This is a genomic window from Candidatus Methylomirabilota bacterium, from assembly GCA_035709005.1.
GTDB lineage: Bacteria > Methylomirabilota > Methylomirabilia > Rokubacteriales > CSP1-6 > 40CM-4-69-5.
Window position 1 is genome coordinate 25204 of the sequence record DASTFB010000022.1, and the last position, 23065, is coordinate 48268.

The 23065-nt window shown below is 69.7% G+C and carries 25 protein-coding genes; 14 read left to right on the forward strand and 11 right to left on the reverse strand.

All coding sequences use genetic code 11. The features are described from left to right. The first annotated feature begins 59 nt into the window (after window positions 1–59). Complete coding sequence (locus VFR64_03585) at window positions 60–491, forward strand: YciI family protein (protein HET9488828.1); 432 nt, start codon at window positions 60–62, stop codon at window positions 489–491. On the opposite strand, the gene VFR64_03590 is transcribed toward VFR64_03585, so the two are convergent. Beyond that, on the reverse strand, window positions 437–1648 hold the full coding sequence (locus tag VFR64_03590; protein HET9488829.1) for a PLP-dependent aminotransferase family protein: 1212 nt from the start codon (window positions 1646–1648) through the stop codon (window positions 437–439). The two genes, VFR64_03585 and VFR64_03590, sit on opposite strands and share 55 nt — an antisense overlap. A 17-nt stretch (window positions 1649–1665) precedes the next feature. Between VFR64_03590 and VFR64_03595 the strand changes: the two genes are divergently transcribed. Continuing rightward, window positions 1666–3096: an MFS transporter gene (locus VFR64_03595; protein ID HET9488830.1), complete on the forward strand. Its 1431-nt coding sequence runs from the start codon at window positions 1666–1668 to the stop codon at window positions 3094–3096. A gap of 283 nt (window positions 3097–3379) precedes the next feature. Here the strand turns inward: VFR64_03595 and VFR64_03600 are convergent, their stop codons facing one another. The 3 genes from VFR64_03600 to VFR64_03610 form a co-directional block, all read right to left on the reverse strand. Then, on the reverse strand, window positions 3380–4096 hold the full coding sequence (locus VFR64_03600; protein HET9488831.1) for an SRPBCC family protein: 717 nt from the start codon (window positions 4094–4096) through the stop codon (window positions 3380–3382). A 315-nt stretch (window positions 4097–4411) separates the two neighbouring features. Continuing rightward, window positions 4412–4987 carry a hypothetical protein gene (locus tag VFR64_03605; GenBank protein HET9488832.1) on the reverse strand — a complete coding sequence of 192 codons (576 nt, stop codon included), beginning with the start codon at window positions 4985–4987 and terminating at the stop codon, window positions 4412–4414. A 65-nt stretch (window positions 4988–5052) separates the two neighbouring features. Continuing rightward, a complete protein-coding gene (locus VFR64_03610; protein ID HET9488833.1) occupies window positions 5053–5286 on the reverse strand; it encodes a helix-hairpin-helix domain-containing protein in 234 nt (77 codons plus the stop codon). A gap of 211 nt (window positions 5287–5497) precedes the next feature. On the opposite strand from VFR64_03610, the gene VFR64_03615 reads away from it, so the two are divergent. Both VFR64_03615 and VFR64_03620 read left to right on the forward strand, forming a co-directional pair. Continuing rightward, on the forward strand, window positions 5498–7192 hold the full coding sequence (locus VFR64_03615) for a cation:proton antiporter (GenBank protein HET9488834.1): 1695 nt from the start codon (window positions 5498–5500) through the stop codon (window positions 7190–7192). A 63-nt stretch (window positions 7193–7255) separates the two neighbouring features. After that, a complete protein-coding gene (locus VFR64_03620) occupies window positions 7256–8356 on the forward strand; it encodes a Zn-dependent alcohol dehydrogenase (protein HET9488835.1) in 1101 nt (366 codons plus the stop codon). Window positions 8357–8383: 27 nt separating this feature from the next. Here VFR64_03620 and VFR64_03625 read toward each other — a convergent pair whose 3' ends face one another. Together VFR64_03625 and VFR64_03630 are read right to left on the reverse strand one after the other, a co-directional pair. Further along, window positions 8384–8524, reverse strand: a complete 141-nt coding sequence (locus tag VFR64_03625; protein ID HET9488836.1) for a hypothetical protein — start codon at window positions 8522–8524, stop codon at window positions 8384–8386. A 39-nt stretch (window positions 8525–8563) separates the two neighbouring features. Beyond that, complete coding sequence (locus VFR64_03630; GenBank protein ID HET9488837.1) at window positions 8564–8914, reverse strand: hypothetical protein; 351 nt, start codon at window positions 8912–8914, stop codon at window positions 8564–8566. Window positions 8915–8964: 50 nt separating this feature from the next. Between VFR64_03630 and VFR64_03635 the strand changes: the two genes are divergently transcribed. Further along, complete coding sequence (locus tag VFR64_03635) at window positions 8965–9819, forward strand: N-formylglutamate amidohydrolase (GenBank protein ID HET9488838.1); 855 nt, start codon at window positions 8965–8967, stop codon at window positions 9817–9819. Between the two features lie 123 nt (window positions 9820–9942). On the opposite strand, the gene VFR64_03640 is transcribed toward VFR64_03635, so the two are convergent. Continuing rightward, entirely contained in the window at window positions 9943–11409 is a 1467-nt protein-coding gene (locus VFR64_03640) for a sodium:solute symporter family protein (protein ID HET9488839.1), read from the reverse strand. A gap of 9 nt (window positions 11410–11418) precedes the next feature. Between VFR64_03640 and VFR64_03645 the strand changes: the two genes are divergently transcribed. After that, the gene (locus tag VFR64_03645; GenBank protein ID HET9488840.1) at window positions 11419–12150 is read left to right on the forward strand and encodes an SDR family NAD(P)-dependent oxidoreductase; all 732 of its coding nucleotides are present in this window, start codon (window positions 11419–11421) and stop codon (window positions 12148–12150) included. A 25-nt stretch (window positions 12151–12175) separates the two neighbouring features. Next, window positions 12176–12961, forward strand: a complete 786-nt coding sequence (locus VFR64_03650) for a fumarylacetoacetate hydrolase family protein (protein HET9488841.1) — start codon at window positions 12176–12178, stop codon at window positions 12959–12961. Here the strand turns inward: VFR64_03650 and VFR64_03655 are convergent. Then, window positions 12958–13848 carry a TauD/TfdA family dioxygenase gene (locus tag VFR64_03655; protein ID HET9488842.1) on the reverse strand — a complete coding sequence of 297 codons (891 nt, stop codon included), beginning with the start codon at window positions 13846–13848 and terminating at the stop codon, window positions 12958–12960. The genes VFR64_03650 and VFR64_03655 overlap by 4 nt on opposite strands. Before the next feature lie 123 nt (window positions 13849–13971). Between VFR64_03655 and VFR64_03660 the strand changes: the two genes are divergently transcribed. The 6 genes from VFR64_03660 (at window position 13972) to VFR64_03685 (ending at window position 20835) form a co-directional block, all read left to right on the forward strand. After that, the gene (locus tag VFR64_03660; protein ID HET9488843.1) at window positions 13972–15426 is read left to right on the forward strand and encodes an amidase; all 1455 of its coding nucleotides are present in this window, start codon (window positions 13972–13974) and stop codon (window positions 15424–15426) included. Beyond that, complete coding sequence (locus tag VFR64_03665; GenBank protein HET9488844.1) at window positions 15426–16607, forward strand: acyl-CoA dehydrogenase family protein; 1182 nt, start codon at window positions 15426–15428, stop codon at window positions 16605–16607. The genes VFR64_03660 and VFR64_03665 overlap by 1 nt, the downstream gene beginning before the upstream one ends. 5 nt (window positions 16608–16612) lie before the next feature. Further along, the gene (locus VFR64_03670) at window positions 16613–17884 is read left to right on the forward strand and encodes an MFS transporter (GenBank protein ID HET9488845.1); all 1272 of its coding nucleotides are present in this window, start codon (window positions 16613–16615) and stop codon (window positions 17882–17884) included. Between the two features lie 32 nt (window positions 17885–17916). Beyond that, on the forward strand, window positions 17917–18759 hold the full coding sequence (locus tag VFR64_03675; GenBank protein ID HET9488846.1) for a TauD/TfdA family dioxygenase: 843 nt from the start codon (window positions 17917–17919) through the stop codon (window positions 18757–18759). Between the two features lie 16 nt (window positions 18760–18775). Beyond that, window positions 18776–19594, forward strand: coding sequence for an SDR family NAD(P)-dependent oxidoreductase (locus tag VFR64_03680; GenBank protein HET9488847.1), 819 nt, complete (start codon window positions 18776–18778; stop codon window positions 19592–19594). An 86-nt stretch (window positions 19595–19680) separates the two neighbouring features. After that, window positions 19681–20835 carry an LLM class flavin-dependent oxidoreductase gene (locus VFR64_03685; GenBank protein ID HET9488848.1) on the forward strand — a complete coding sequence of 385 codons (1155 nt, stop codon included), beginning with the start codon at window positions 19681–19683 and terminating at the stop codon, window positions 20833–20835. Here VFR64_03685 and VFR64_03690 read toward each other — a convergent pair. After that, complete coding sequence (locus VFR64_03690) at window positions 20832–21227, reverse strand: heme-binding protein (protein HET9488849.1); 396 nt, start codon at window positions 21225–21227, stop codon at window positions 20832–20834. The two genes, VFR64_03685 and VFR64_03690, sit on opposite strands and share 4 nt — an antisense overlap. A 114-nt stretch (window positions 21228–21341) precedes the next feature. Between VFR64_03690 and VFR64_03695 the strand changes: the two genes are divergently transcribed. Next, window positions 21342–21647, forward strand: a complete 306-nt coding sequence (locus VFR64_03695; GenBank protein HET9488850.1) for a carboxymuconolactone decarboxylase family protein — start codon at window positions 21342–21344, stop codon at window positions 21645–21647. Between the two features lie 48 nt (window positions 21648–21695). On the opposite strand, the gene VFR64_03700 is transcribed toward VFR64_03695, so the two are convergent. Continuing rightward, the gene (locus VFR64_03700) at window positions 21696–22607 is read right to left on the reverse strand and encodes an SMP-30/gluconolactonase/LRE family protein (GenBank protein HET9488851.1); all 912 of its coding nucleotides are present in this window, start codon (window positions 22605–22607) and stop codon (window positions 21696–21698) included. An 18-nt stretch (window positions 22608–22625) separates the two neighbouring features. Further along, window positions 22626–23051: a VOC family protein gene (locus tag VFR64_03705; protein ID HET9488852.1), complete on the reverse strand. Its 426-nt coding sequence runs from the start codon at window positions 23049–23051 to the stop codon at window positions 22626–22628. Between the last annotated feature and the right edge of the window lie 14 nt (window positions 23052–23065).

Here is a 23065-nt window from a genome sequence, read left to right on the forward strand (position 1 = left end):
GACTGGCTGCAGACTGTAGCATGGGGTAGGCTGGCCGTGACGATCAGTCAGGAGGGACCATGAAGTATCTCTGCCTCGTCTACAACGAAGAGAAAGCGCTGGCCGCCATGGACAAGAGCGACTTCCTGGCCCTCGTGGGCGGCCACGTCGCGTACGGGGACGAGCTTCGCCAGAACGGCCACCTCATCGCGACCGAGGCCCTCGAGCGCGTGCACACGGCGACGACGGTACGGGTCCGCAATGGCAAGGTGTCCACCACCGACGGCCCGTTCGCCGAGACCAAGGAGCAGCTGGGCGGTTTCTTCCTCGTCGAGGCGCGGGACGATCAGGAGGCCATCCGCCTGGCCGCGGGGATCCCCTCGGCGCAGACGGGGAGCATCGAAGTGCGACCCATCAGAGACTGCCATCAGCTTCTGGCCGAGGCCGGCGTCAGTCCTCAGGAGGCCCGCGCGTCGAGGATGGCTCGGCCGAGCAAGCGGGCGCCCTCGTAGCACCTGTCGGGCGGCTCGTAGCTGAAGGCCAGGCGAATGAACTCCTCGCCGCCGCCATTGGCGTAGAACACCGGCCCCGGCGTGTACTGCACGCCGGCTTCGCCGGCCCGGGTGGCCAGCCGCCCCTGATCGACGCCGCGCGGCAGCCGGAGCCAGAGGAAAAAGCCCCCTTCGGGACGACTGACGATAGCGTCGGTGCCGCCCAGCAGCTCGTCCAGGCCCGCCAGCATAGCGTCGCGCTTGGCCCGATAGACGTCGATCAGGAGCCGGACGTGCGGCTCGAGGTGCTCGCGCAGATAGTAGGTGGCCACACGCGACATGAACGGGTTCACGCCGCCGCCGAAGAGGAAGCTCTGGAAGGCCGGGATCATCGCCGGCGGCGCGCACAGCCAGCCCAGGCGAACGCCGGCGCCGAGGATCTTGGAGAGCGTGCCGGCGCGGATCACCCGGCCCCCCTGGTCCAGAGCGAAGAGCGGGGGCAGGGTCTCGCCTTCGAACCGCAGCTCGCCATAGGCGTCGTCCTCGAGGATGAGGGTGTCGTACTCGTGAGCGAGCCCGATCAGCTCCCGGCGCCGGCGGAGCGACTGGCTCGGTCCCGCGGGGTTCTGAAAATTCACGATCGTGTAGATGAGCTTGCACCGGCGGCCCCGGCGGCGGAGCGTCTCCAGCCGGTGCCGCACGGCCTCGGTCACGATGCCTTCGGCGTCGACCGGCACGTCGAGGATCTCGGGGCCGTGCCGGCGCAGCGTATTGAGCGAGCCGGCGAACGTGGGCGCCTCCGCGATGACGGGGTCGCCGGGATCGATGAAGGCGCCGAACGCCAGGGCCAGGGCCTGGCCCGAGCCGTTCGCCACGATGATGTTCTCCGGCTCGGCCCGAAACGCCTCGAACCGCTCGTACTTGTGGCAGATCAGCTCGCGCAGGCCGCGATACCCCTGGGGCTCGCCGTAGGTCATGGCGGCGGGGCCTTCGTCCTTCAGCATCCTGGCCGTCGCTTCCACCATCCCGTCGTAGGGAAACGACGCGGGATCGGGGTATCCGCCACCGAACTCGTAGCGCACGCTCTGCGAGGGCCGGGGCGTTGCCACCGCCATGCCCCACCCGATACGCGCGCGCACCGCCAGCAGAGACTCGAAGGCATGAGTCGTCGTCGTCATGCTAGACAGGATACGCCATGCTGACGGCGGGCCGCACCGACGTGCTGCTCCTGGTGAACGCGATCACCGGGCAGTTCATCGCCGGTCTGGCCACCCGCATCTTCGTCGTGTCCCTGCCCACGATCGCCGCCGCGTTGAACGCCGACATCCTGGCCGTCTCCTGGGCCCTCATCGCCTATCAGCTCGCTGGCATCTCGCTGTCCATCGTCTTCGGCCGGCTGGGCGATATCCATGGGCGCTACGCGATCTACGGCGGCGGCTTCGCCGTCATGACCGTCAGCTCGCTGCTCTGCGGCCTGGCGCCCGGCGTGGGCTGGCTCATCGCCTTCCGGCTCGCCCAGGGCATCGGGGCCGCCATGATCGCCTCGGCGGCGCGCGTGCTGGCCATGGACGCCATGCCGGAGGGGGCCGAGGGCCGGGCCAACGGGTTCATGACCATGTCGTTCCACGGCGGCGTGCTGCTGGGACCGCCGGTGGGCGGCCTGCTCATCGACGTGCTGAGCTGGCGCTGGACCTTCTTTCTCCTCGTCCCCATCGGCGTGGCGGGCCTGGCCTTGACCGCCCTGCGCGCGCGGGGTCGCCGGCAGGCGCCGGCCGCGGCCTCCACGTCGGTGGACTACGTCGGGGCCGCGCTGCTCGTCGTCCTGACCGGGGTGCTGGCGCTGCTGGTCGACCAGCGGAGCGCCGAGGCGATCGGGATCGGCCAGCAGAACGTGATGGTCGTCGCCTTCGCCCTCGGCCTCGTGGGGTTCCTCGCCCACCAGCGGCGGGCGGTGAACCCCGTGCTGAACCTCGCCCTGTTCCGGATCCGCATGTTCGCCTTCAGCGTCCTGAGCCTGCTCGCCTACGCCATCACCAGCGGCGTGCTGACGTTCGTGCTGCCCTTCTACATCCAGAACGTCCTGCACCTCTCCCCGTCGTTCATGGGCCTGCTCTTCCTGTCCGCGCCCGTCTTGACCATGAGCCTGGCCCCCGTGGCCGGCCAGCTCACCGACCGCATCGGGCCTCGGTTCCCCGCCTCGCTGGGGCTGGCCATGATCATGGCGGCCTTCGGTCTGGGGCTGCTGTTACAGGTCGACTCGCACTGGCTGCTGCCCGCGCTGGTGCTGGCCGGCACCGGTCTCGGTCAGGGTTTCTTCAACACGCCCAACCAGACGGCGATCATCGGCTCCGTCCCCCGAGAGTATCGCGGGTTCGCCACCGGCCTGGTGCAGATGATGTTCGGTGTGGGATCGCTGCTGGGCATCTCCCTGGGGGGCCTGCTGCTGACCGTGATGTTCCGGCACTACGCGGGCATCCCCGGCGCCACGCCGAGCGCCGAGGTGCCGGGACCGTTCGTGGCGGCCATGCGGGCGACCTTCGCAGCCTGTCTCGTCCTCATGACCCTCGCCCTGGCCGCCTCGTTCATGCGCGGGGGACGACGCGTGGAGGCCGCCGCCCTCCACTGACAGCGCGATCGCCGCCTACCTCGTACCCTCTGGTCGATGCGCTGGGAAAGCTGCCTCACGCTTACGAGCGATCCCACGGCCGATCGGGAGCGCACAGAACCGCTCGGCTGGGCACTTTGTCAGGATCTTAGGTGTGATCCCTTCTCCACAGCGTGCCCCGCCCCCCTTGAGGACGTTCAGGGTCACATCGGGATACTTGGAAATCTGCTCCGGCATCAACGCGGAGCTCATTGCCGGGGGCTGACCGGCGCCGCCGGAGCTCGCTGGTGCAGCTGCGCGTGTCTCACGTCGCGCCTTGGCGGCCGAGCAGAGACTTGAACCACGCGAGCTCATCATTCATCAGCGTTTTGTAGTCCCTGCGGAACAGGGCAACTACGGCGTGCCCCACAGCGCCGGCCGGCGGGACGTAGGACATCGTGATGTCCACGCGGGTGGTGCCGTCTCGGTTTTCTCTGAAGCGAATACTGCCGGCGTGCTCAACGACTGACTCGGGCACTGTCTCCCATTCGATGACGCGGTCCGTCCCGAATTTCGTGATGACGGTGATCCACTCGATGGGGTCGTCCTCCGGGCCGCCAATGGTCCAGCGATGGCGATCTAGGGCGATCTCCTCGACCTCCCGGACATGCGGGATGACCCGATGCCAGTTTTGGTGTCGCATCCAGAACGCAAAGACCTCGTGGACCTGGGCAGTGACATTGACCGTCTTCCGAATCGTGATGGCATCCCGGCTGATCGTGGAGGGGGGAGGCGGGTTGCTGAGCCGCCTCACCAGGAGGCTGAGGGCGACGACGGCTAGGGCACCGCTGATCCGAATCGCGCCCGGCTGTCGCGCCCGCGTCCAAATTTTCTTCCCGAAACGTTTCGCGATCTCATGATGGATTGGGTCCATTTGCGCGATCCGGGATCGGATCTTCGTGAGCCGCTCGGCCGCTCGTGTTCGCACATCGCTGAAGGCGACGTCGAGCGCACGTGCGGTGTGGCCGACCAGACTCGACACCGCGCCCCGGTTGATCGCGCCCCGGTGCCTTCCGCCCCGAGGATCGAACAGGTTTGGGGCGAAGCCTGACGGCCGCACCTCAACTCGCCAGCTTCAGCGTACGGGTTGGCCGACGCACGCCCTGGACTTTCATCGTCGTGCTCCCCACTTTCGCCGCCCTGCCACGAAGAAAAATTTATCCCATCGAACTCGATGGGACTCCCGAGCAAAGCTCATGCCGACGGTCGTGGGCCTGCTCGCGCGTGCCAAGGCACGGGTCGGGCTCCGGTGCCGGCTCTGATCCGAGCCGGGAGGCGACGGGCACACGCCTTGCCACTACCTCGAACTCCCCAGCGATCCACCAAGAACGACCACGACGCCGATTCCGAGGAGAACGTGAGCGGCGTAGTACAAGTACCTAAGCCATGTATTCAGGCGCTCCAGAGCCTCGCGTTCCTCGCCCAGTTCGTCGGCGTTTGTGACGACGGCGTTGATCTCCCTCTGCAATTCTTCACCGCGATAGAAGAAGACCGCAGTCTCCATGCGGTGGATCTTCTTGAAGAAGTGAAGATTCTCTTCCTCGACCATCGCCCGACTGACCAAGCGTCCTGCGAGCGCGACGAGGATTCCGAGGAGCCACGGTGTTAGTGCCAGAGCCCGAACCCCCGGTGTCAGAGCACCCAAGATCTGATGCGAACCGAGGATTCCGGCACCCATGAGCCCAATGGCCCATGTCAACATCTTGTCAGTGTGTTTCTGCGACTCCGCGGCAAGACGATGCCCGTCTCGTAGATCCTGGGCGTATTGCCGACTGACGCGCTCGTAGAACTCGGGATCAGCGCTCATCGCCTGCCGCCGCTCAACCAGCGCGGATCGATGATGTCGGGGAGGAGACAACGCGATGCCTGACATGGCCCGAGTATTCGCCGGTCGCTCGCTGAAGTCCGGCCACACGTCGGGATCGGTGAGGCGTCCGATCAAGCCCCTGGCGCTTCGGGCGCCGTAGAATCGGCGGGATCAAAGTCGATCTCCGTGGCGAGAGCCTCGGTCACGCGCCACCCGCCGAGAATGCGCTCGAGCTCGCGGACGTCGGCGATTGGACCGTGCTCGGCACGGAACCTGATGATTGCCGCCGCTCGCTCGGGCCCGAGGCCCGGCAGCTCCAGGAGCTCAGCGGGATTTGCGAGATTGATTCTGACCTTGTGCGACATGTCCTGCCCTCCAGCGAAACGCGAGGATGGCGGAAAGCAGAGGGCTGTCCGCGGGCCTCACCACGGGGCATACGCAGCTCCCGATCGGGGCTCGAGCTCGGAACGGTGAAACAAATCTGCGCCTCCCCTGGCGGACTGTCAAGCGCCGTTGACCGTCCGTCGGGCGAGTGTGTCTTGCGCCCCCGCCGCCGGGAGAGCACAATGCGCGGTTATGGCCCACGACGTCAGCCTGTTGCGCGATATCGCGCTGGGCATCGTGTTCGCCGCCGCCGCCGCCCACCTCGCCCGCCTCATCCGCCAGCCGCTGATCCTGGGCTATATCGCGGGCGGGGTGCTGCTGGGCCCGCTGGGCTTCCGGCTGATCACCAGCGACGAGAGCATCGGCCTCATCTCCGAGATCGGCCTGATCCTCCTGCTGTTCATCATCGGCCTCGAGATCGACGTTCGCGAGCTCCGCCGCCTGGGGCGCTCCACGCTCGTCCTGGGTGTCACCCAGTTCGGGATCAGCGTGCTCCTGGGCCTGCCGTTCTTCGCCTGGCTCGGTTACGCCGCCACCGGGCGGTTCGACCTCGTGTACCTGGCCGTGGTGACCTCGTTCAGCTCCACGCTGATCGTCGTCAAGCTCCTGCGCGACAAGTTCGAGCTGAACGTGCTCTCCGGCCGCCTCACCCTGGGCATTCTCATCGTCCAGGACGTGTGGGCCATCCTGTTCATGGCCGTCCAGCCGAACCTGACCAATCCCGGCCTCACGCCCATCGCCGGCTCCATCGCGGGCGGGGCCCTCCTGGTGCTGGTCGCCTTCCTGCTCAGCCGCTACGCGCTGGCCCCGCTCTTCGAGGCCTCGGCCCGGCGCCCCGAGCTCGTGCTCCTCTCCTCGGTCGCGTGGTGCTTCGTGGTGAGCGGCCTGGCCGAGCGGATGGGGCTGTCGCCCGAGATGGGCGCGCTGATCGCCGGGCTCAGCATCTCGGCGTTCCCGTACGGCGCCGACGTCATCTCGAAGATCACCGGCGTGCGGGACTTCTTCGTGACCCTGTTCTTCGTCACGCTCGGCATGAAGGTGGCCATGCCCACGGCCACGGTGCTCGCGCACGCCGTCCTCATCGCCGCCTTCGTGCTGGCCAGCCGGCTCGTCGCCGTCGTGCCCGCGGTCACGCTCTTGGGCAACGGCGCCTACGCCGGCGTGGTGGCAGCCCTCAACCTGGCCCAGATCAGCGAGTTCTCCCTGGTCATCCTCGCCCTGGGGGCCGGCTATGGGCACGTCTCGGCCGGCGCCCGCGAGGTCATCCTGACCACCATGATCCTCACCTCGCTCGTCTCCACGTACGTGATCGGGGCCAACGATCGTCTCGCCCGCCTGCTGCTCCGGCCGTTCGCCGGACGGCCCGGCGCGCCGGCTACGACGGCGGCCGGGGACAACGGCGGGGCCCCGCCGCGCGACCTCATCCTTCTGGGCAACTATCGCATCGCTCAGAGCGTGCTCGACCTGGTCGAGCAGCGGGCTCCCCACCTGCTGCCGCGCATCATGGTGGTCGACTACAACGCCATCCGGGGACGGGCGGTCCTGGGGCGCGGGTTCCACTGGGTGTACGGCGACCTCGCCCACCCCGAGGCCCTGGGGCACCTCGGCCTCGAGCACGCCCGGGTCATCGTCACGACGATTTCCGACACCTTCCTGAAGGGCATCACCACGCGGCGCCTCGTCGCCAACCTGCGCCGGCTGGCCCCCACGGCGCTGATCGTGATGACGGGGGAAGAGCGCATCGACGCCGAGGAGCTCCTGCGCGGGGGCGCCGACCATGTCCTCATTCCCGGGGAGATCACCGGGGAGCGCGCGCTGGAGCTCCTGCAGGCGCACGGCGACCGTGCGGCGACGGACGAGCTTCCCCCGCGCGCCCGTCTCGGCTAAGCTGGCGTCTCCCGGGCGGGCGCCGCCGGCGCCCACCCGACACTCCGCGACAGGGGGAAGACCATGCGCGTCACCGCCGCGGTGCTCTACGACGTCAACAAGCCGTACTCGGTCGAAGCGGTGGAGCTGGATCCGCCCCGGCGCGGCGAGGTGCTGGTCAAGATCGAGGCGGCCGGGGTGTGCCGAAGCGACCTGCACTTCCAGCGGGGCGAGGCCACGATCGCCCTGCCCGCCGTGCTGGGCCACGAAGGCGCCGGCACCGTGGCAAGCGTGGGCGATGGGGTGAGCGTGGTCAAGCCCGGCGACCGTGTGATCCTGAGCTTCGTGCCCAATTGCGGCCACTGCCACTCCTGCGAGAGCGGACGGCCGCATCTGTGTGACGAGCACGCACGCACGACCGGCCGGCTGTTCGACAACACGTCCCGCCTGCACACGCTGGCCGGTCAGGACTGCGCGCACATGGGCAAGGTGGCCTGTTTCGCCGAGTACGCCGTCGTGCCCGAGATGGGCTGCATCCCCGCGCCGGCCGCCCTGGAGTTTCCCCAGCTCGCCCTGATCGGCTGCAGCGTCACCACCGGGGTGGGCGCCGCCGTCTTCAACGCCCGCGTGCAGCCGGGCGATCGCGTGGCGGTGATCGGCTGTGGCGGCGTCGGCCTCAACATCGTGCAGGGCGCGCGCCTGGCCGGGGCCACGACGATCGTGGCCGTGGACGTCAAGGACACCGCCCTGGCCTTCGCCCGGCAGTTCGGGGCCACCCACACGGTGAACCCCCGGCGAGAGAACGCGGTGGCACGGGTCCAGGCCCTCACCGAGGGCGGCGCTCACTACGCCTTCGAGGCGTACGGCGGCGGGGCTACCACCCGGATGGCGGTGGACATGCTGCGCAAGCGCGGCACGGCGGTCATCGTGGGCATCGCGCCCAACGGCGACGCCGCGCCGATCGAGCCCGTCGTGCTGACGCGCGGCGAGAAGACCATCACCGGCAGCTATTACGGCTCGGCCCACCCGCGCCAGGACATGCCGCGCATCGCCGACTGGGTCGAGCGCGGCCTGCTCGACGTCGCCAGCCTGGTGACGCGGCGCTATCGCCTGGCCGAGATCAACCGCGCCTACGAGGACATCGAGACCGACGCGGTCGGCCGCGGCGTCATCACCTTCGCCTGAGCCATCCGGCCGCGCCGGTCGCCGCGATCAGTGCGCGAGCGGATCGGGGCGCAGCTGGAAGTGCACGGCCAGGGGCCGCGTGCCCTTGCCGCCTTCCTTGAGCCAGGGGGTGCGATCGCCGCTGGTCGTCCACAGACCCCGGCCCCCGAGCGCCCGCCCAGCCTTCATGGCGCTACTCCTCTGCGAGGGGATCATACGCCAGCGGGATTAGCCGCGGAAGTAGCCGACGACGATGCCGAGGGAGACCACGCTCAGGCCGATCACCGTGACGACGAATCCGGCGCCCCCGATGTAGAACCAGGGCAGCACGCGGCGCCGGCCGGCCTCGTCCAGTCGCGCGTGCAGCGAGGCCGGGCGCAGCCACCAGCGCGGCTCCAGCGCGTTCACCGCGCCGAGCCCCCGGGCCAGCACGATGTGGTACCCGAGCGCCGCCGGCAGCCCGAACAGGAGTCCCGCCCCGGTGACCAGCGTCCCCGCGGCCAGCAGGGAGGTCCAGGCCACCAGGGTCGCGGCGACGAGACAGACCACCAGCCCCAGCACGATCAACAGCTCGAACACGCCTCGATCGTACTCGTGGTCGGCTCGCCCCTCGCGCTAGAATCGCGGCGATGGAGTGTTCGTTCCCCATCGTCCGCCGCCCGCCGGCGGGCAGGCGCACGCCGGTGCTGGTGAGCGTGCCCCACTACGGCACCCAGCCGCTGCCCCACATCACCCGGGACGACTACCGTGAGCCGTGGTTCGAGACCTTCGCCTATGGCTTCGCCGACACCTTCGCGGGCGATCTCTACGCCGACCTGTACCAGCACGGGGCCACCGTCCTGGCCACCCCGTTCTCGCGCATCTTCGTCGACCTCAACCGGCGCCGCGATGACTTCGAGCACTGCGACGGCGAAGTGCGCTCCCGACGCGGCGTGGTGCGCACGCACACCATGCGGGACGTACCGATCTTCGCCCGCCCCCTCGGGCTCGCCGATCTCGAGGCGCGCCTGCGGACGCTCTACGACCCCTACTACGCCACCCTGGAGGAGCTGCTCACCGACCTGCGGCGGACCTGGGGCTACGCGATGCTCCTGGACGGCCACACCGGCAGCCCGCGGCGCATGAAGGACCACCAGGTGATCATCGGTACCTGCCACGACGCGACCTGCGACCCGCAGCTGGCGGCGGCCGTGGCCGCGGTCTTCCGGCGTCACGGCTTCGAGGTGCACCAGAACGTCAGCGGCTACGCCGGGGGCAACATCGTGGCCACGTACGGCCAGCCCCAGGCCCGGCGCGTGCACGCGCTCCAGCTGGAGATCAACGCGTCACTGCTGATCACCACGACCCGCGAGGAGTTCATCGCCCAGGTGACACGCGGCGAGATCCCGGCCAAGGCCGAGGCCAACATCGCCCGGATCCGGGAATGCCTGCGTGAGGTGCTGGCCGCCGTGCCTGCGGTCCTGGCCAACGTCAACGGCTCGTAGCGGCCGGTCAGCGCTGGCCGCCGCCCAGCAGGCGCCGCACATCGCGCGCGACGGCGACGCAGATGACGAGCACGCCCGGCCCCAGGACGGCGACCGTCAGCCACGTGAGCACATCCCAGACCGTCACGGCCGCCGGCCCAGGACGCGTCCCACAGCGTAGCCGAGCGCGGACACCGGCACCGCAGCGAAGAGCGCGTACTCCCGTAGCAGCGTCAGCCCCACGGCGTCCAACCGGCGTGTCTCCAGATCGAGATCCGGCGCCCCCCAGACGTGGATGACGGCGTAGAAGAGCAGCACCGCCAGCAATCCGCCCCAGGAGGCCAGGGCGCCGGCCAGCGGCACTGGCCGGCCCGCCAGGAACAGGCTGGCCAGCGTCGGCACCAGCAACGTGGAGGTCAGGATCGTGGCCATGAACGCCCACGCTTCCTTGATGCGCTCGAAATAGACCCCGAGCACCACGCACACCGCCGCCGAGGCCAGCATGGCCACTCGCGTGTAGCGGATGAGCTGCCGGTCGTCGAGGTTCTGCCGGACGAGAGGACGGTAGATGTCGTAGACCAGGTTCCCGGCCGCGACCAGGAAGTAGGAGTCCACCGTGGACATGGCCGCGGCGAGGCAACCGCCCAGGAAGAGACCGGAGAGGCCCACCGGCAGGTAGAGCGGGACGAGGCGCAGGAGCACCTGGTCGCGTGGCGTGTCCGCCGGCAGCACGCCGGTGGCCATCATGGCCCCGCCGGCCATTCCCACCGAGGTGGTGGCCCAGTCGTAGGCGCCCCAGACGAGCAGCCCCACCAGGAACGCGTTGCGGATGGCGGCGCTGTCGCGGGCGGCCAGCATGCGCTGGTAGAACAGCGGCTCCACGAGCACGCTCACGGCGGTCAGGGCATACGCGGCGGTGTAGAGCGGGGGGGCCGAGCCGAGCGGCGCGAAGGCTGCCTCGCCCAGCGTGGCGCGGACGCCGGCGAAACCGCCCACGGCGCCCAGGATGAACGGCAGCGCCACGGCCAGCGACACGCACATGATGGCGAACTGCGCGGTGTCGGTCAGCACGTCCGCCCAGGCCCCGCCCATGGCCACGTAGACGACCGAGACGGCGCTGCCCAGGCAGGCGCCCAGCCAGAGGGGAAGACCGAACATCACCTCGCCGATGGCGGCCAGGCCCATGATGGCCAGCACGGGCAGCGCGTAGAGGAAGGAGGCGATGGCGGCGGCCAGCTGGGTCGGCCGCCCGTAGTGCTGCCCCAGCAGGTCGGCCAGCGACAGCGCGTCGCGGCCCGCGAGCCGGCGCGCCAGCAGCACCCCCGTGAGCAGCAGGGCGATCGTGTACGGGCGCCCGTAGGTGAACCAGACCACCACGCCTTCGCGCGACGCGTCCCCGCTGTCGCCCAGGAGGGAGTCCAGCCCGTAGTACGACGAGACCAGCGTGCAGACCAGGATCGGCGTCGTCAGCGAGCGTCCGGCGAGGAAGAAATCCCGGTAGGCTTTGACGCGCCCGGCCAGGAGGACGCCGATGGCGATCATCGAGGCGAGGTACGCCGCCACGACGGCCAGGTCCACGGGCCGGAGGAACTGCGTCACGTGCCGGTCCATAATACCCGCGTGGACCCGCTTTCCGAATTCCGCCTGGACGGCGAGGTGGCCGTGGTCACCGGCGGCGCCAGCGGCATCGGCCGGGTGGTGGCCGAGGCCTTCGCCGCCGTCGGCGCCCGCGTCGCCATCTTCGACGTGGCCGCGTCCGAAGGCGTCCACCGGGTCGACGTCGCGGACGAGGCGCAGGTCCGGGAGGCCTTCGCCGACGTCGTCGCGCGGCACGGCCGGCTCGACGTCCTCTTCAACAATGCCGGCATCGCGATCCGCCGGCCCACCACCGAGCTCGCGCTCGAGGACTGGAACCGGGTCGTGGCCGTGAACCTCACCGGCGTCTTTCTCTGCGCGCGGGAGGCCGCCCGGCACATGCTGGCCGGTGGACGGGGCGGACGGATCGTCAACACCGCGTCCATCATGGGATTCTCGGGCGGCGGCCTGTACCCCAACATCTCCTACCAGGCGGCGAAGGGCGCCGTCGTCAACATGACCCGAGCCCTGGCCGTGGAGTGGGCGAGCCGGGGCATCCGCGTGAACGCGATCGCGCCCACCTGGGTCCGCACGCCACTGACCCGCAGCATCACCGACAACCCCGAGCTGGTCCACCGCATCGAGCAGATGACGCCCATGGGCCGGCTGGCCGAGCCCCACGAGATGGTCGGGGCGGTCCTGTTCCTGGCCTCCCGCGCCTCCGCCATGGTCACCGGCCACGTGCTGGCCGTCGACGGTGGCTTTCTCGCCCAGTGATCCGACCTCGAGAGGAGCACACACGATGAAATGGTGCCGATTCCGGTCAGCCCGGACGGCTGCGGCCTACGGCGTCGTCGAAGGCCACACCGTGATCGAGGTGGCCGGGAGCCCGTTCGAGGGCTACACGCCGACGTCGACCACGCTGCCGCTACAGGAGGTGACGCTGCTGGTGCCGGTGATGCCTCCGACCTTCTACGCCGCCGGCGTCAATTACCGCGAGCACGTCACCGAGATGGCCCACCGCCGGGGGGTGAAGCCCGAATTCCCGCCCCAGGCCGACGTCGGCTACCGCGCCAACAACGCCCTGATCGCCACCGACGAGCCCATCGTCATCCCCCGGGACGCGACGGATCAGGTCCAGTACGAAGGCGAGCTGGTGGTGGTGATCGGCAAGCGCTGCAAACGGGTGTCGGACGCCGAGGCGCTCGACTACGTTTTCGGCTACACGATCGGCAACGACGTGAGCGAACGCACCTGGCAGCGCGGGGACCGGACGCTGTGGCGGGGAAAGAACACCGACACGTTCAAGCCGATGGGCCCCTGGATCGTCACCGGCCTCGATCCCGACGACCTCCACGTCACCATCCGGCTCAACGGCAAGACGATGTTCACCTACGCCGTCAAGGACGCGATCTTCGGCGTGCGCCAGTTCATCAGCCGCATGAGCCAGTACCTGACGCTCTGCCCCGGCGACGTGCTGTGGATGGGCACCGATGGACCGACCGAGAACATGAAGGATGGCGACGTCGTCGAGGTGGAGATCCCGGGGATCGGCGTCCTGCGCAACCCGGTCGTGCGCGAGCGCTAGACGCCGGCCGGGACCTGGGCGACGGTCGGAGCGTCGCCGGCCACGGTGGTGCGGCGCATGTCGCGCGGCTGGCTCTGGTCGTAGCGGCGGCCGCGGTGCATCACCTGCCGGTTGTCCCACATGACGAGGTCCCACTGGCGCCACGCGTGGGCGTAGACGAACCGCGGCTGGGTGGCGTGCTCGGTGAGGTCCCGGAGCAGGATGCGCGCCTCGGGCATCGGCATGCCGACGATGGCGCCGGCGTGAGAGGCCAGGTACAGCGACCTGCGGCCCGTGACCGGATGCGTGCGCACCAGCCGCTGACGCACGGGCCGGAACATGGCCCGCTCCTCCTCCGTGAAGTCGACCATGCCGAGCGCGCCCCGCGAGTACATCAGGGAATGCTCGCAGACGAGGTCCTCGAGGTCGGCCTTGGTCTCGGGATCGAGCGCGTCCCAGGCCGCCCGCATGTCGGCGAACTCGGTGTTCCCGCCCCGCGGATTCACCACCCGGGCGGAGAGCAGCGAGTACTTGGCGGGGATGGCCCGGAACGAGCTGTCCGAGTGCCAGAGCAAGTTGCCCAGATTGAACCAGTGCTGGCGAGAGTCCGCGGCCAGGGGCCGGCCGTCGCGGCCGAGGTTCGAGACGTCGTTCATGCCGACGGGCAGGCGTCGGTCCGCCGGCCGGGTGATGTTGCCGCCGCGGGCGTCCTCCAGGGGACCGAAGTTCCGGCTGAACGCCATCTGCTGCTCGTCGGTGATCCGCTGGTCCCGGAAGACCAGCACCGCGTAGCGATCCATCCCCGCCTCGATGGCCGCGACCTCCTCGCGCGCCAGGGGCCGGGCCACGTCGATCCCGCACACCTCCCCGACGAACACCGGATGGAGCGGGCGGATGGCGATGTTCATCGGGGGCAAGCTTAGCGGATGCGGCCGGCCGGCGCCATCGCCTGACGCCCTCGTCAGGCGACCGGCCGCGCCGGCGTATACTACCGCGCGGGGAAGCGCAGGCCCGTCCCGCAGGAGGCGAGGATGCTCGACGTCCCGTTCCGTCCGGCCCGACAGCTCGCCGCCGATATCACGAAGAAGCGCATCGGCTGTCTCGAGCTCCTCGATCTCTATCTGGCGCGCGTCGACAAGTACGACGGCGCGCTGAACGCGGTGGTCGTGCGCGACCGCGACCGGGCGCGCGCCCGCGCGCGCGCCGCCGATCGCGCGCTGGCCCGGGGCCGGGCCTGGGGCCCGCTGCACGGCGTGCCCCTGACCGTCAAGGAGTCGTTCGACGTGGTCGGCCTGCCCACCACCTGGGGCGTGCCGGCCTTCAAGGATCGCATCGCCACGACCAACGCCGTCGTCGTGGACCGGCTGCTCGGGGCCGGCGCCGTCCTCTTCGGCAAGACGAACGTCCCTGCCTACCTCGCCGACTGGCAGAGCTTCAACGCCATCTACGGCACCACGAACAATCCCTGGGACGTCTCCCGCGCCCCCGGGGGATCCTCCGGCGGCGCCGCCGCCGCCCTGGCCGCCGGCCTCACGGGGCTGGAGGCCGGCAGTGACATCGGCTCGTCCATCCGCAACCCGGCGCACTTCTGCGGGGTCTATGGCCACAAGCCGACGTGGGGCATCGTGCCCCGCACCGGTCAGGCCTTGCCCTGGCAGACGGCCCCCGTGGACATCGACGTGGTGGGCCCCCTGGCCCGCAGCGCCGACGATCTCTCCCTCGCCCTGTCGGTGATGGCGGGGCCGGAGCCCATCGAGGCGGCTGGCTGGCAGCTCAAGCTGCGCCCGGCGCGACAGAAGCGCCTGCGCGACTTCAAGGTGGCGTTCATGCCCGACGCCCCCGGCTTCCCCGTCGATCGCGACGTGGGCGATAGGCTGCAGGCCCTGGCCGACTTCCTGGGCCGGCAGCGGGTGCGAGTCGACGATCGCGCTCGCCCGGTGATCGACACCGGCGAGGCCTGGCGGGTCTACGTCCGGCTGCTGCGCGCGGCCACGTCGGACCGGCAGAGCGACGCCGACTTCGACACGAACGTGCAGATCGCCCGAGGCCTGGCGCCCGACGACGAGCGGTATTTCGCCTGGGCCACCCGCGCGGCGGTGCTCTCCCACCGCGACTGGCTGGCCGCCAACGAGGCGCGCCATCGGATGCGCCTGGCCTGGGCCCGGTTCTTCGCCACCTGGGACCTGCTGCTCTGTCCCGTCGCCGGAACCGCGGCCTTCCCCCACGACCAGCAGGGCGAGCGTCACGAGCGGACGATCGTCGTCGATGGCCGGCGCGTGCCCGTGACCGACCACCTCTTCTGGGCCGGCTTCAGCGGCGCCTGCTATCTGCCGTCGACGGCCGTGCCCTGCGGGTTCACGCCAGCCGGGCTCCCCGTGGGCGTGCAGATCGTCGGGCCGGAGTACGGCGACCTCACGTGCCTGGCCTTCGCACGGCTGCTGGAACGAGAATTCCAGGCCTTCGTGCCGCCGCCCGGGTACGCGTGATGATCACGCACACCGCTCGGGACGCCTCCACCCCGGTGGACATCGCGCGGGCGCTGGCCCCGCGCATCCGGGCCCGCGCCGACGAGATCGAGGCCGCGCGCCAGCTGCCGCCCGACCTCGTCCTGGACATCGCCAGAGCCGGGTTGTTCAAGGTAGCCCTGCCGGAAGCCGAGGGCGGGCTGGGCGCCGACATCCTCACCACCCTGCGCGTGATCGAGGAAGTGGCCCGGGCCGACGGCTCCACCGGGTGGTGCCTGGCCATGGGCATCAACAGCTTCCGCCAGAGCGCCCAGTTCGCGCCCGAGGTCCGCCGGAAGCTGTTCCACAGCGACCCGGTGGGCGTGTCGGCCGGATCGGCGAATCCCCGGGGACAGGCCGTCGCCGTGCCGGGCGGCTACCGGGTCACCGGGCACTGGCTCTTCGCCAGCGGCTGCATGCACTCGTCCCTGCTCCACGGCGCCTGCAAGGTGTTCGACGGCGACACGGCGCGCCTGCGGCCCAACGGCGACCAGGACGTGCGGATCGCCTATTTCCATCCGAAGTCGATCGCCCGCATCGTCGACACCTGGCACGTCAGCGGTATGCGGGGCACCGGCAGCCACGACATCATCGTGGAGGACGTGTTCGTCCCCGAGGAGCACACCTTCTCGGCGCTGGATCGCCGCGCCCGCGTCACCGGGCCCATGAATCGCATGCACGGCTTCGACCTGGCCGGCTGCGGCTTCTGCTGCGTGGGGCTGGGCGTGGCCCGCGCCGCCATCGACACGTTCGTCGAGCTGGCGCAGACCAAGATCCCCCGCTCGGCGTCCGGACTGCTGCGCGATCGGGTCATGGTGCAGGCCCAGGTGGGCGAGGCCGAGGCCCTGCTGCGCTCGGGACGGGCCCTGCTCTTCGAGGTGGTGCAGGAGATGTGGGAGACGGTGCTGGCCAAGGAGTTCGTCAGCGAGGGCCAGCGCTCCGAGCTGCGCATGGCCATGACCCACGCCGCCCAGAGCGCGGCTCGGGCCACCCACATGGTGTGCACGGCCGCCGGGACCACTTCGATCTTCAACGCCAGCCCGCTCGAGCGGTACGCACGCGACGCCGAGGTCGTCACCCGCCACAACCAGCTGCAGTTCGTGAACTACGAGGCGGTGGGACGCACGCTGCTCGGCCTCGAGTCGAACAGCCCGCTGTTCTAGGGCCGTTGGCCGTCGCCGCGTTCCGCATCCGGAGCTTTCGCTTCCAGTGGTCCGCCGACCTGCTGACCTCGTGGGCCTTCGAGATGGAGAGCCTCGTCCTGGGCTGGTACGTGCTGGTCCAGACGGGCTCGGTGCTCTGGCTGACCGCCTTCGCTTCGCTTCAGTACCTGGGCACGCTGGCCGCGCCGATGGTCGGGGTCCTGGGCGACCGCCTGGGAGGGCGGGTCATGCTGTGCGCGATGCGGAGCGTCTACGCCAGCCTGGCCGGGCTCCTGACCCTTCTGGCCCTGACCGGGCTCCTCACCCCCGCCTGGGTGCTGGTCGTCGCGGCATTCGGCGGCGTGGTGCGCCCGAACGATCTCGTGATGCGCAACACCCTCATCGGCGAAACCATCCCGGCGGCTCACTTGATGGGCGCCCTCGGCATGTCGCGGGCGACCATGGACTCCGCGCGCGTGGGCGGGGCGCTGGCCGGAGCGGGCTTCTCCACCGCTCTGGGCATCGGGCCGACCTATCTCTTCGTGACGGCCTTCTACCTGGCCAGCCTGGCCTTGACGTTCGGCGTGTCGCGCAGACCGCTGGCCCCGGATCCGGGCGCCGCGCCGCAGGGAGCGGCCCTGGCCGGCCCCTCCCGCTGGGGGGACCTCAAGGACGGCCTGGTCCGCGTGTGGACCACGCCCGAGCTGCTGGCCATGATGCTGCTGGCGTTCCTGGTCAACCTGACGGCCTACCCCGTGTCGAGCGGGCTCTTGCCCTATGCCGCCCAGCGCGTCTACCAGGTCGACGCGACCGGCCTCGGGTGGCTGCTAGCGAGCTTCTCGTTCGGCGGCCTCCTGGCCTCGATCACGACGGTGATGATGGGCGGAGCGCGCCACCCGGAACGCTCCACGCTCGTCTGCATCGTCCTCTGGTATGCGCTGCTGCTCGGATTCGGTCACGCCGGGCGCCTGGCCGTCGGTGTCCTGGCGCTCCTGCTCGCCGGATTCGTGCAGAACGTGGCCATGATCGCGATGACGGCCACCCTGCTCTCCACGGCCGGCGAGGGCTTCCGCGGGCGGGTCATGGGGGTGCGGATGCTGGCCGTCTACGGCATGCCGCTGGGGCTGCTGGGCTCCGGCGTGCTCATCGAGCAGATCGGCTTCCCCCTGACCATCACGGCCCTGTCCGTGTCCGGCCTGCTCTTCACCGTCATCATCGGGATCCGGTGGCGACCGAACCTCTGGTCGGGGCGGCGGCAGCCCGGACGGGCGGCATCCGTGCCGCAAGGTGTGTCATGATCGGGGCGGCCGCCAGACAGGAGGAGACCGCGATGATCGAGGTTCGCCGGCTGGGACCGGAGATCGGCGCCGAGGTCCGGGGGATCGACGTCAAGACGCTCGACGATGCGCGCTTCGCCACGATCTATCGCGCCTGGCTCGACTCCAACGTCCTCGTGGTGCCGGACCAGGAGCTGCAGATCGACGACTTTCTGACGTACAGCCGCCGCTTCGGCCTGGTGCACCCGCACCCCTCGAAGATGACGCGCCATCCCGACTATCCCGAGATCACCCTGCTGGGCGTCAACAAGTTCGGAGCGGACGGCGCCCTCGACATGGCGATCTATCGTCGGGGCGCCGAAGGCTGGCACACCGACGGGGCCTACGACCAGGAGCCCTTCAAGGCCACGCAGCTCTATGCGCTGGCCGTTCCCAGCCGGGGCGGCGATACGCTGTTCGCCAGCATGTACGCCGCCTACGAGGCGCTGCCGGCGCGGCTGAAGCAGCGCCTGGAGGGCCGGCGGGGGGCGTTCACCTACGGCGGTCGCCGAAAGGCCACGGCCCTGCTCGACGAGGCGGACCGCGACTGGACGCCGGTCTTCCACCCCATCATCCGCACCCATCCGGAGACGGGGCGAAAGGCCCTCTACTTCGATCCCGGCAAGATCGTGAGAATCGAGGCACTCGACGCGGCGGAGAGCGACGCGGTGATCGAGGAGCTGACCGACTGCATGATCCAGCCCCAGGCCCAGTACCGGCACCGGTGGCGCAAGGGCGACATCGTGATCTGGGACAACCGCTGCTCGTACCACAAGGCGGCGGGCGACTACCCGCCCGAGGAAGACCGCATCCACTGGCGCGTCTCCATCAAGGAGCACGGCGCCGCCAACCCCTGATCGGCAAGGAGGGACCATGGACCTGGGGCTCCAGGGCAAACGCGCGATCGTCACCGGAGGCAGCCTGGGCATCGGCAAGGCCATCGCCAGGGAGCTGGCTCGCGAAGGCGCCGACGTCGTCATCGTGGCGCGCACCAAGGAACGACTGCAGGCCGCGGCGCAGGAGCTGGCCACCGAGACCAGGCGGCGGATCATCCCCCTGGCGGCCGACGTCACCAGCAAGGCGCAGGTGGACGACATGGTGGCCGAGGCGGCCCGCCAGCTCGGCGGCGTGCACATCCTGGTGAACAGCGGCTCGCCACCGGGAGGTTCGCCGGGCGCCACCGGCCCCATCGAGACCGTCGTCGACGAGGACCTGCTCCACGACTTCAACGTGAAGTACGTGGGGGCGCTGCGCTGCGCCCGCGCCGTCATCCCCCACATGAAAGAGCAGCGGTGGGGCCGCATCATCAACATCAGCGGGACCAACGCGCGGAACGCGGGGAACCTCAGCGGCGGGGCGCGTAACACGTCGCTGGTGCACCTGACCAAGACCCTGGCCGTCCAGCTCGGGCGCTTCGGGATCACCGTCAACTGCGTCCACCCGGGCCAGACGCGCACGGAGCGGACCCCGCGCCAGCTGGCGGCCCGCGCCGCCGAGCTGGGCATCACCCCCGAGGAGGTCGAGAAGCGCGACTTCGCCCCCGACGGGCCGCGCAGCAACGCCATCGGCCGCATCGTGGACGCCGCCGAGATCGCCTACGTCGCCGCGTTCCTGGCGTCCGAGAAATCGTGGGCCATCAGCGGCGAGCTGGTCGTGGCCACGGGCGGCGCAGGCAAAGCCGTGTATTACTGAGATGGGGGCCCCGACATGGCCCCCATACCCCCAACGCTCGGGGCGCCCCGGCCAAGCCGTGGCGCCCCTCGATAACCCGTGATCGCATGATCAAGACATTCTCGACTCTGTACGTGGGGCACATCGAGCTGGAGCGGTGCGGCCTGTCGGGCACGCCCGCCGATGACCGGCGGTATCCCAACGAGCGGCTGGTCGAAGTGTTCGACACGGCCGTGGCCATGGCCCGCGCGGCCGATCGGCTGGGCTACGAGACGCTGTGGCTGGCCGAGCACCACTTCCAGCACGAAGGCTACGAGTGCATCCCCAACATTCCCATGCTGGCCGTGGATCTGGCGCATCGCACCGACCGAGTCAAGATCGGCTGCGCGTTCAACATCGTCCCCACCTGGCACCCGCTGCGGCTCGCCGAGGACTTCGCCGTGGCGGACATCCTCACCAGGGGACGCGTCGTCTTCGGCGTGGGCCGCGGTTACCACTCTCGCGAAGTGGAGAGTTTCGGCAATCCCATGCTGGACGCCGAAGCCAACCGTGAGCTGTTCGAGGAGCAGGTGGAGATCATCCTCAAGGCGTTCCGGCAGGAGTCGTTCTCGCATCACGGCAAGCACTACACGATTCCTCCCGATGTGCCCTATCGCGGCTACCGGCTTCAAGACATCACTCTCGTCCCACGGCCCCTGCGCCAGCCCGTCGAGATCTGGCAACCCATCGTGAGCGGCAGCGCGCGGAGCCTGGACTTCATGGTCCGCCACGGCATCAAGGGCGTAATCTCGGCCACCGCCGAGAACGTCGTCCAGCGCTGGTTCGGCGAGTATCGGGAGGCGGCGCGCCGGCACGGCCGCGAGCTCCGGCTGGGCGAAGACCTGATCCTCGGCTTCCGGATGTCGATCGACGAGACCCCGGAGAAAGCCATCCAGCGGGCTCGCCCGTACTTCGAGGAGCACGCCAAGTTCATGGCGCCCCTCGGCATGCTGCGCTATAGCGAAGAGCTGGTCAGCGCGGTCGCGGCCCGGCAGGCGCAGTCGCCGAGCGCGGCCACGCTGGAGAACGGGGTGCGCAACCGCACATGGCTGTGCGGGCCACCCGGCGACATCATCTCCTACCTCAAGGAAGTCGAGCAGCGGTACGCCGGGCTCGAGCACGTCATGATCGGCTGGGCGCTGGGAACGCCCCGCGACGTGATGATCGAGCAGCTCACCCGGTTCGCCCGGGAGGTCATGCCGGCGTTCGGCCGGCAGCCCTAGAGCTTCGCAACCCCGGCGCGGGCGCAGTCCTCGTCTTGCTGCGCGGTGCCGCCGCCGACACCGCAGGCGCCCTCCAGGACGCCTTTGCGGATGATGGGCACCGCGCCCTGGCTCGGAATCATGTGCCCGCCCTCGGCCGCGGCGATGCCCTGGATGATCGGGCTTCCCGCGCGCTCGGCCAGCTCGCCGCTGGGCCGGGCAAAGGCGGCCGAGGCGATGGCCTTGCCCTGGGAGCCATACACGCTGCCCCAGATCGCGCCATCCATGCGATTGAACGCCAGCAACCGCCCGCCGGCGTCGCACACGGCCACGCTGATCCGGATGTTCATCTCCCGGGCCTTTTCCAGGGCTGCCTGCACGATCTGATTGGCTTCCGCGAGCGTCAGCGCCATCGTTGGTAACCTCCTTGTTGTCGCGAACCCTACCCGGGGCCTTTCACGTGGTCAAGATATCGTGCTCGGTGTATCTTCGGCGCCGGCACCCTCTATCTCGCCGAGGAGGTTTCGATGGCTCAGCCGACGTCGCCGGCGTGGATCCAGACGTTGCAGCAGCGCGCTCCGGAGCTCGCCAAGTCCTATCTGGCCCAGCGCGAGCAGATCTTGCGCGACGGCGCCATTCCCGCCAAGTACAAGCACCTGATGACCATGATGGTGGATGCGCTCCAGGCCCACCCGGACGGCGTGGCCAACATCGCCAACCGCGCCCGCGCCGCCGGCGCCTCCGAGGCCGAGATCAAGGAGGCCGTGGAGGTGACCTATCTCTTCGGTGGCACCCCTGCCCTGGTGACCGCCATGAACGCCTTCAGGGCCTAGTCCTCGGGCGCCAGCTTCCGGATCATGGTGAGCCCGGCCGGCATCCGGCTATCGCTTCGGGGTAGGAACCGGAATGCCGGGAGTCTTCACCCTGACCGAGCCCAGGTGGTTGCGGCTGGTGAAGTAGAGCGTCTGCCAGTCGTCCCCGCCGAAGGCGACGTTCGTCGTGGCGGGCGCCCCGTGGACGATGCGGCCGAGCTTCTTGCCCTGCGGGCTCAGGATCCAGATGCCGCCGGCGCCGCCGCAGTAGACGTTGCCCTCCACGTCCACCTTCATGCCGTCGGGAACGCCAGGCTCGTCGCCCGCCAGGTCGGCAAAAATGCGGTCGGTCTGTTTGGCCAGGGTGCCGTTGGGCAGGAGGTCGAAGGCCCGGATGTGGCGGCGCCGCGTGTCGTTGATGTAGAGCACCTGCTCGTCCGGCGAGAAGGCCAGGCCGTTGGGCAACACGAAGTCGTCGATGAGCAGGGTGAGCGTGCCCAGGTCGGGTGTGAGGCGATAGACCCCGGCGAACGTCAGGTCCCACTGCTCTTGCGGTAACGGACTGGTCCACGGGTCCGTGAAGTAGATGCAGCCGTCGGACTTGACCACGACATCGTTGGGCCGGTTGAAGCGCCGCCCCTGGAAGCTGTTCGCGATCACGGTGAGGCTGCCGTCGATCTCCTGCCGCGTGACCCGCCGGCTATCGTGCTCGCAGGCGAGCAAGCGGCCCTGCAGGTCCCGGGTCAGGCCGTTGGCCCGGTTCGTCGGCTCCTGAAACACCGACACCCCCTGACCCGGGACATACTTCATCCGCTTGTTGTTGTGAATGTCGCTGAACAGCAGATACCCGCCTTCCTTCCACCAGAGCGGCCCTTCGGCCGGGCCCTGGGGCCCGCCGAATCCGTCGGCCAGGTCCTGGATGGGGGCTGACGACTCGATGATTTTCTCCAGCTCCGGAGCCCATTGCTCGATTCGCTTCATGGCCATCCCTTTTCGCGCTCAGACGGTCGCCGGCTGGAACTCCAGCGTGTTACCGTCGGGGTCGTTGCACAGCAGCTGGATGCGCCCGCCCGGTTGCGTGTTCTCGACGTACTTGATCCCCTCGCGCTCCAGGGTGGCCTTCATGGCGTCGTAGTCGGCCACCTCGAAGCAGGTGTGCCGCCCGCGCGGGCTGATCGGCGCGTCCGGCCCGGGCGGTACCAGGTCGGACTGGATGATGTGAATCTGGGGAAAGATGCCCGGCGTGCCGATCCAGTAGCCGTGGGACCCCAGCGGCGGCCGTGGCAACACCTGAAAGCCCAGGAGGCGGCAGTAGAAATCCTTCGACCGCTCGGCGTCGGCGGTCACCAGGCCCTCGTGCTGCACGCGGACCACGTGGGTTCCCGTCACCGGGCGAATGCGCTCCTGCGATGTCTCCAATGCCATCGTCTCCCTCCTCG

Coding starts and splice junctions, on each gene's coding strand:
- VFR64_03585 (HET9488828.1), top strand. CDS start 60: ATGAAGTATCTCTGCCTCGTCTACAACGAAGAGAAAGCGCTGGCCGCC.
- VFR64_03590 (HET9488829.1), bottom strand. CDS start 1,648: ATGACGACGACGACTCATGCCTTCGAGTCTCTGCTGGCGGTGCGCGCG.
- VFR64_03595 (HET9488830.1), top strand. CDS start 1,666: ATGCTGACGGCGGGCCGCACCGACGTGCTGCTCCTGGTGAACGCGATC.
- VFR64_03605 (HET9488832.1), bottom strand. CDS start 4,987: ATGTCAGGCATCGCGTTGTCTCCTCCCCGACATCATCGATCCGCGCTG.
- VFR64_03610 (HET9488833.1), bottom strand. CDS start 5,286: ATGTCGCACAAGGTCAGAATCAATCTCGCAAATCCCGCTGAGCTCCTG.
- VFR64_03615 (HET9488834.1), top strand. CDS start 5,498: ATGGCCCACGACGTCAGCCTGTTGCGCGATATCGCGCTGGGCATCGTG.
- VFR64_03620 (HET9488835.1), top strand. CDS start 7,256: ATGCGCGTCACCGCCGCGGTGCTCTACGACGTCAACAAGCCGTACTCG.
- VFR64_03625 (HET9488836.1), bottom strand. CDS start 8,524: ATGAAGGCTGGGCGGGCGCTCGGGGGCCGGGGTCTGTGGACGACCAGC.
- VFR64_03635 (HET9488838.1), top strand. CDS start 8,965: ATGGAGTGTTCGTTCCCCATCGTCCGCCGCCCGCCGGCGGGCAGGCGC.
- VFR64_03640 (HET9488839.1), bottom strand. CDS start 11,409: ATGGACCGGCACGTGACGCAGTTCCTCCGGCCCGTGGACCTGGCCGTC.
- VFR64_03650 (HET9488841.1), top strand. CDS start 12,176: ATGAAATGGTGCCGATTCCGGTCAGCCCGGACGGCTGCGGCCTACGGC.
- VFR64_03655 (HET9488842.1), bottom strand. CDS start 13,848: ATGAACATCGCCATCCGCCCGCTCCATCCGGTGTTCGTCGGGGAGGTG.
- VFR64_03660 (HET9488843.1), top strand. CDS start 13,972: ATGCTCGACGTCCCGTTCCGTCCGGCCCGACAGCTCGCCGCCGATATC.
- VFR64_03665 (HET9488844.1), top strand. CDS start 15,426: ATGATCACGCACACCGCTCGGGACGCCTCCACCCCGGTGGACATCGCG.
- VFR64_03675 (HET9488846.1), top strand. CDS start 17,917: ATGATCGAGGTTCGCCGGCTGGGACCGGAGATCGGCGCCGAGGTCCGG.
- VFR64_03680 (HET9488847.1), top strand. CDS start 18,776: ATGGACCTGGGGCTCCAGGGCAAACGCGCGATCGTCACCGGAGGCAGC.
- VFR64_03685 (HET9488848.1), top strand. CDS start 19,681: ATGATCAAGACATTCTCGACTCTGTACGTGGGGCACATCGAGCTGGAG.
- VFR64_03690 (HET9488849.1), bottom strand. CDS start 21,227: ATGGCGCTGACGCTCGCGGAAGCCAATCAGATCGTGCAGGCAGCCCTG.
- VFR64_03695 (HET9488850.1), top strand. CDS start 21,342: ATGGCTCAGCCGACGTCGCCGGCGTGGATCCAGACGTTGCAGCAGCGC.
- VFR64_03700 (HET9488851.1), bottom strand. CDS start 22,607: ATGAAGCGAATCGAGCAATGGGCTCCGGAGCTGGAGAAAATCATCGAG.
- VFR64_03705 (HET9488852.1), bottom strand. CDS start 23,051: ATGGCATTGGAGACATCGCAGGAGCGCATTCGCCCGGTGACGGGAACC.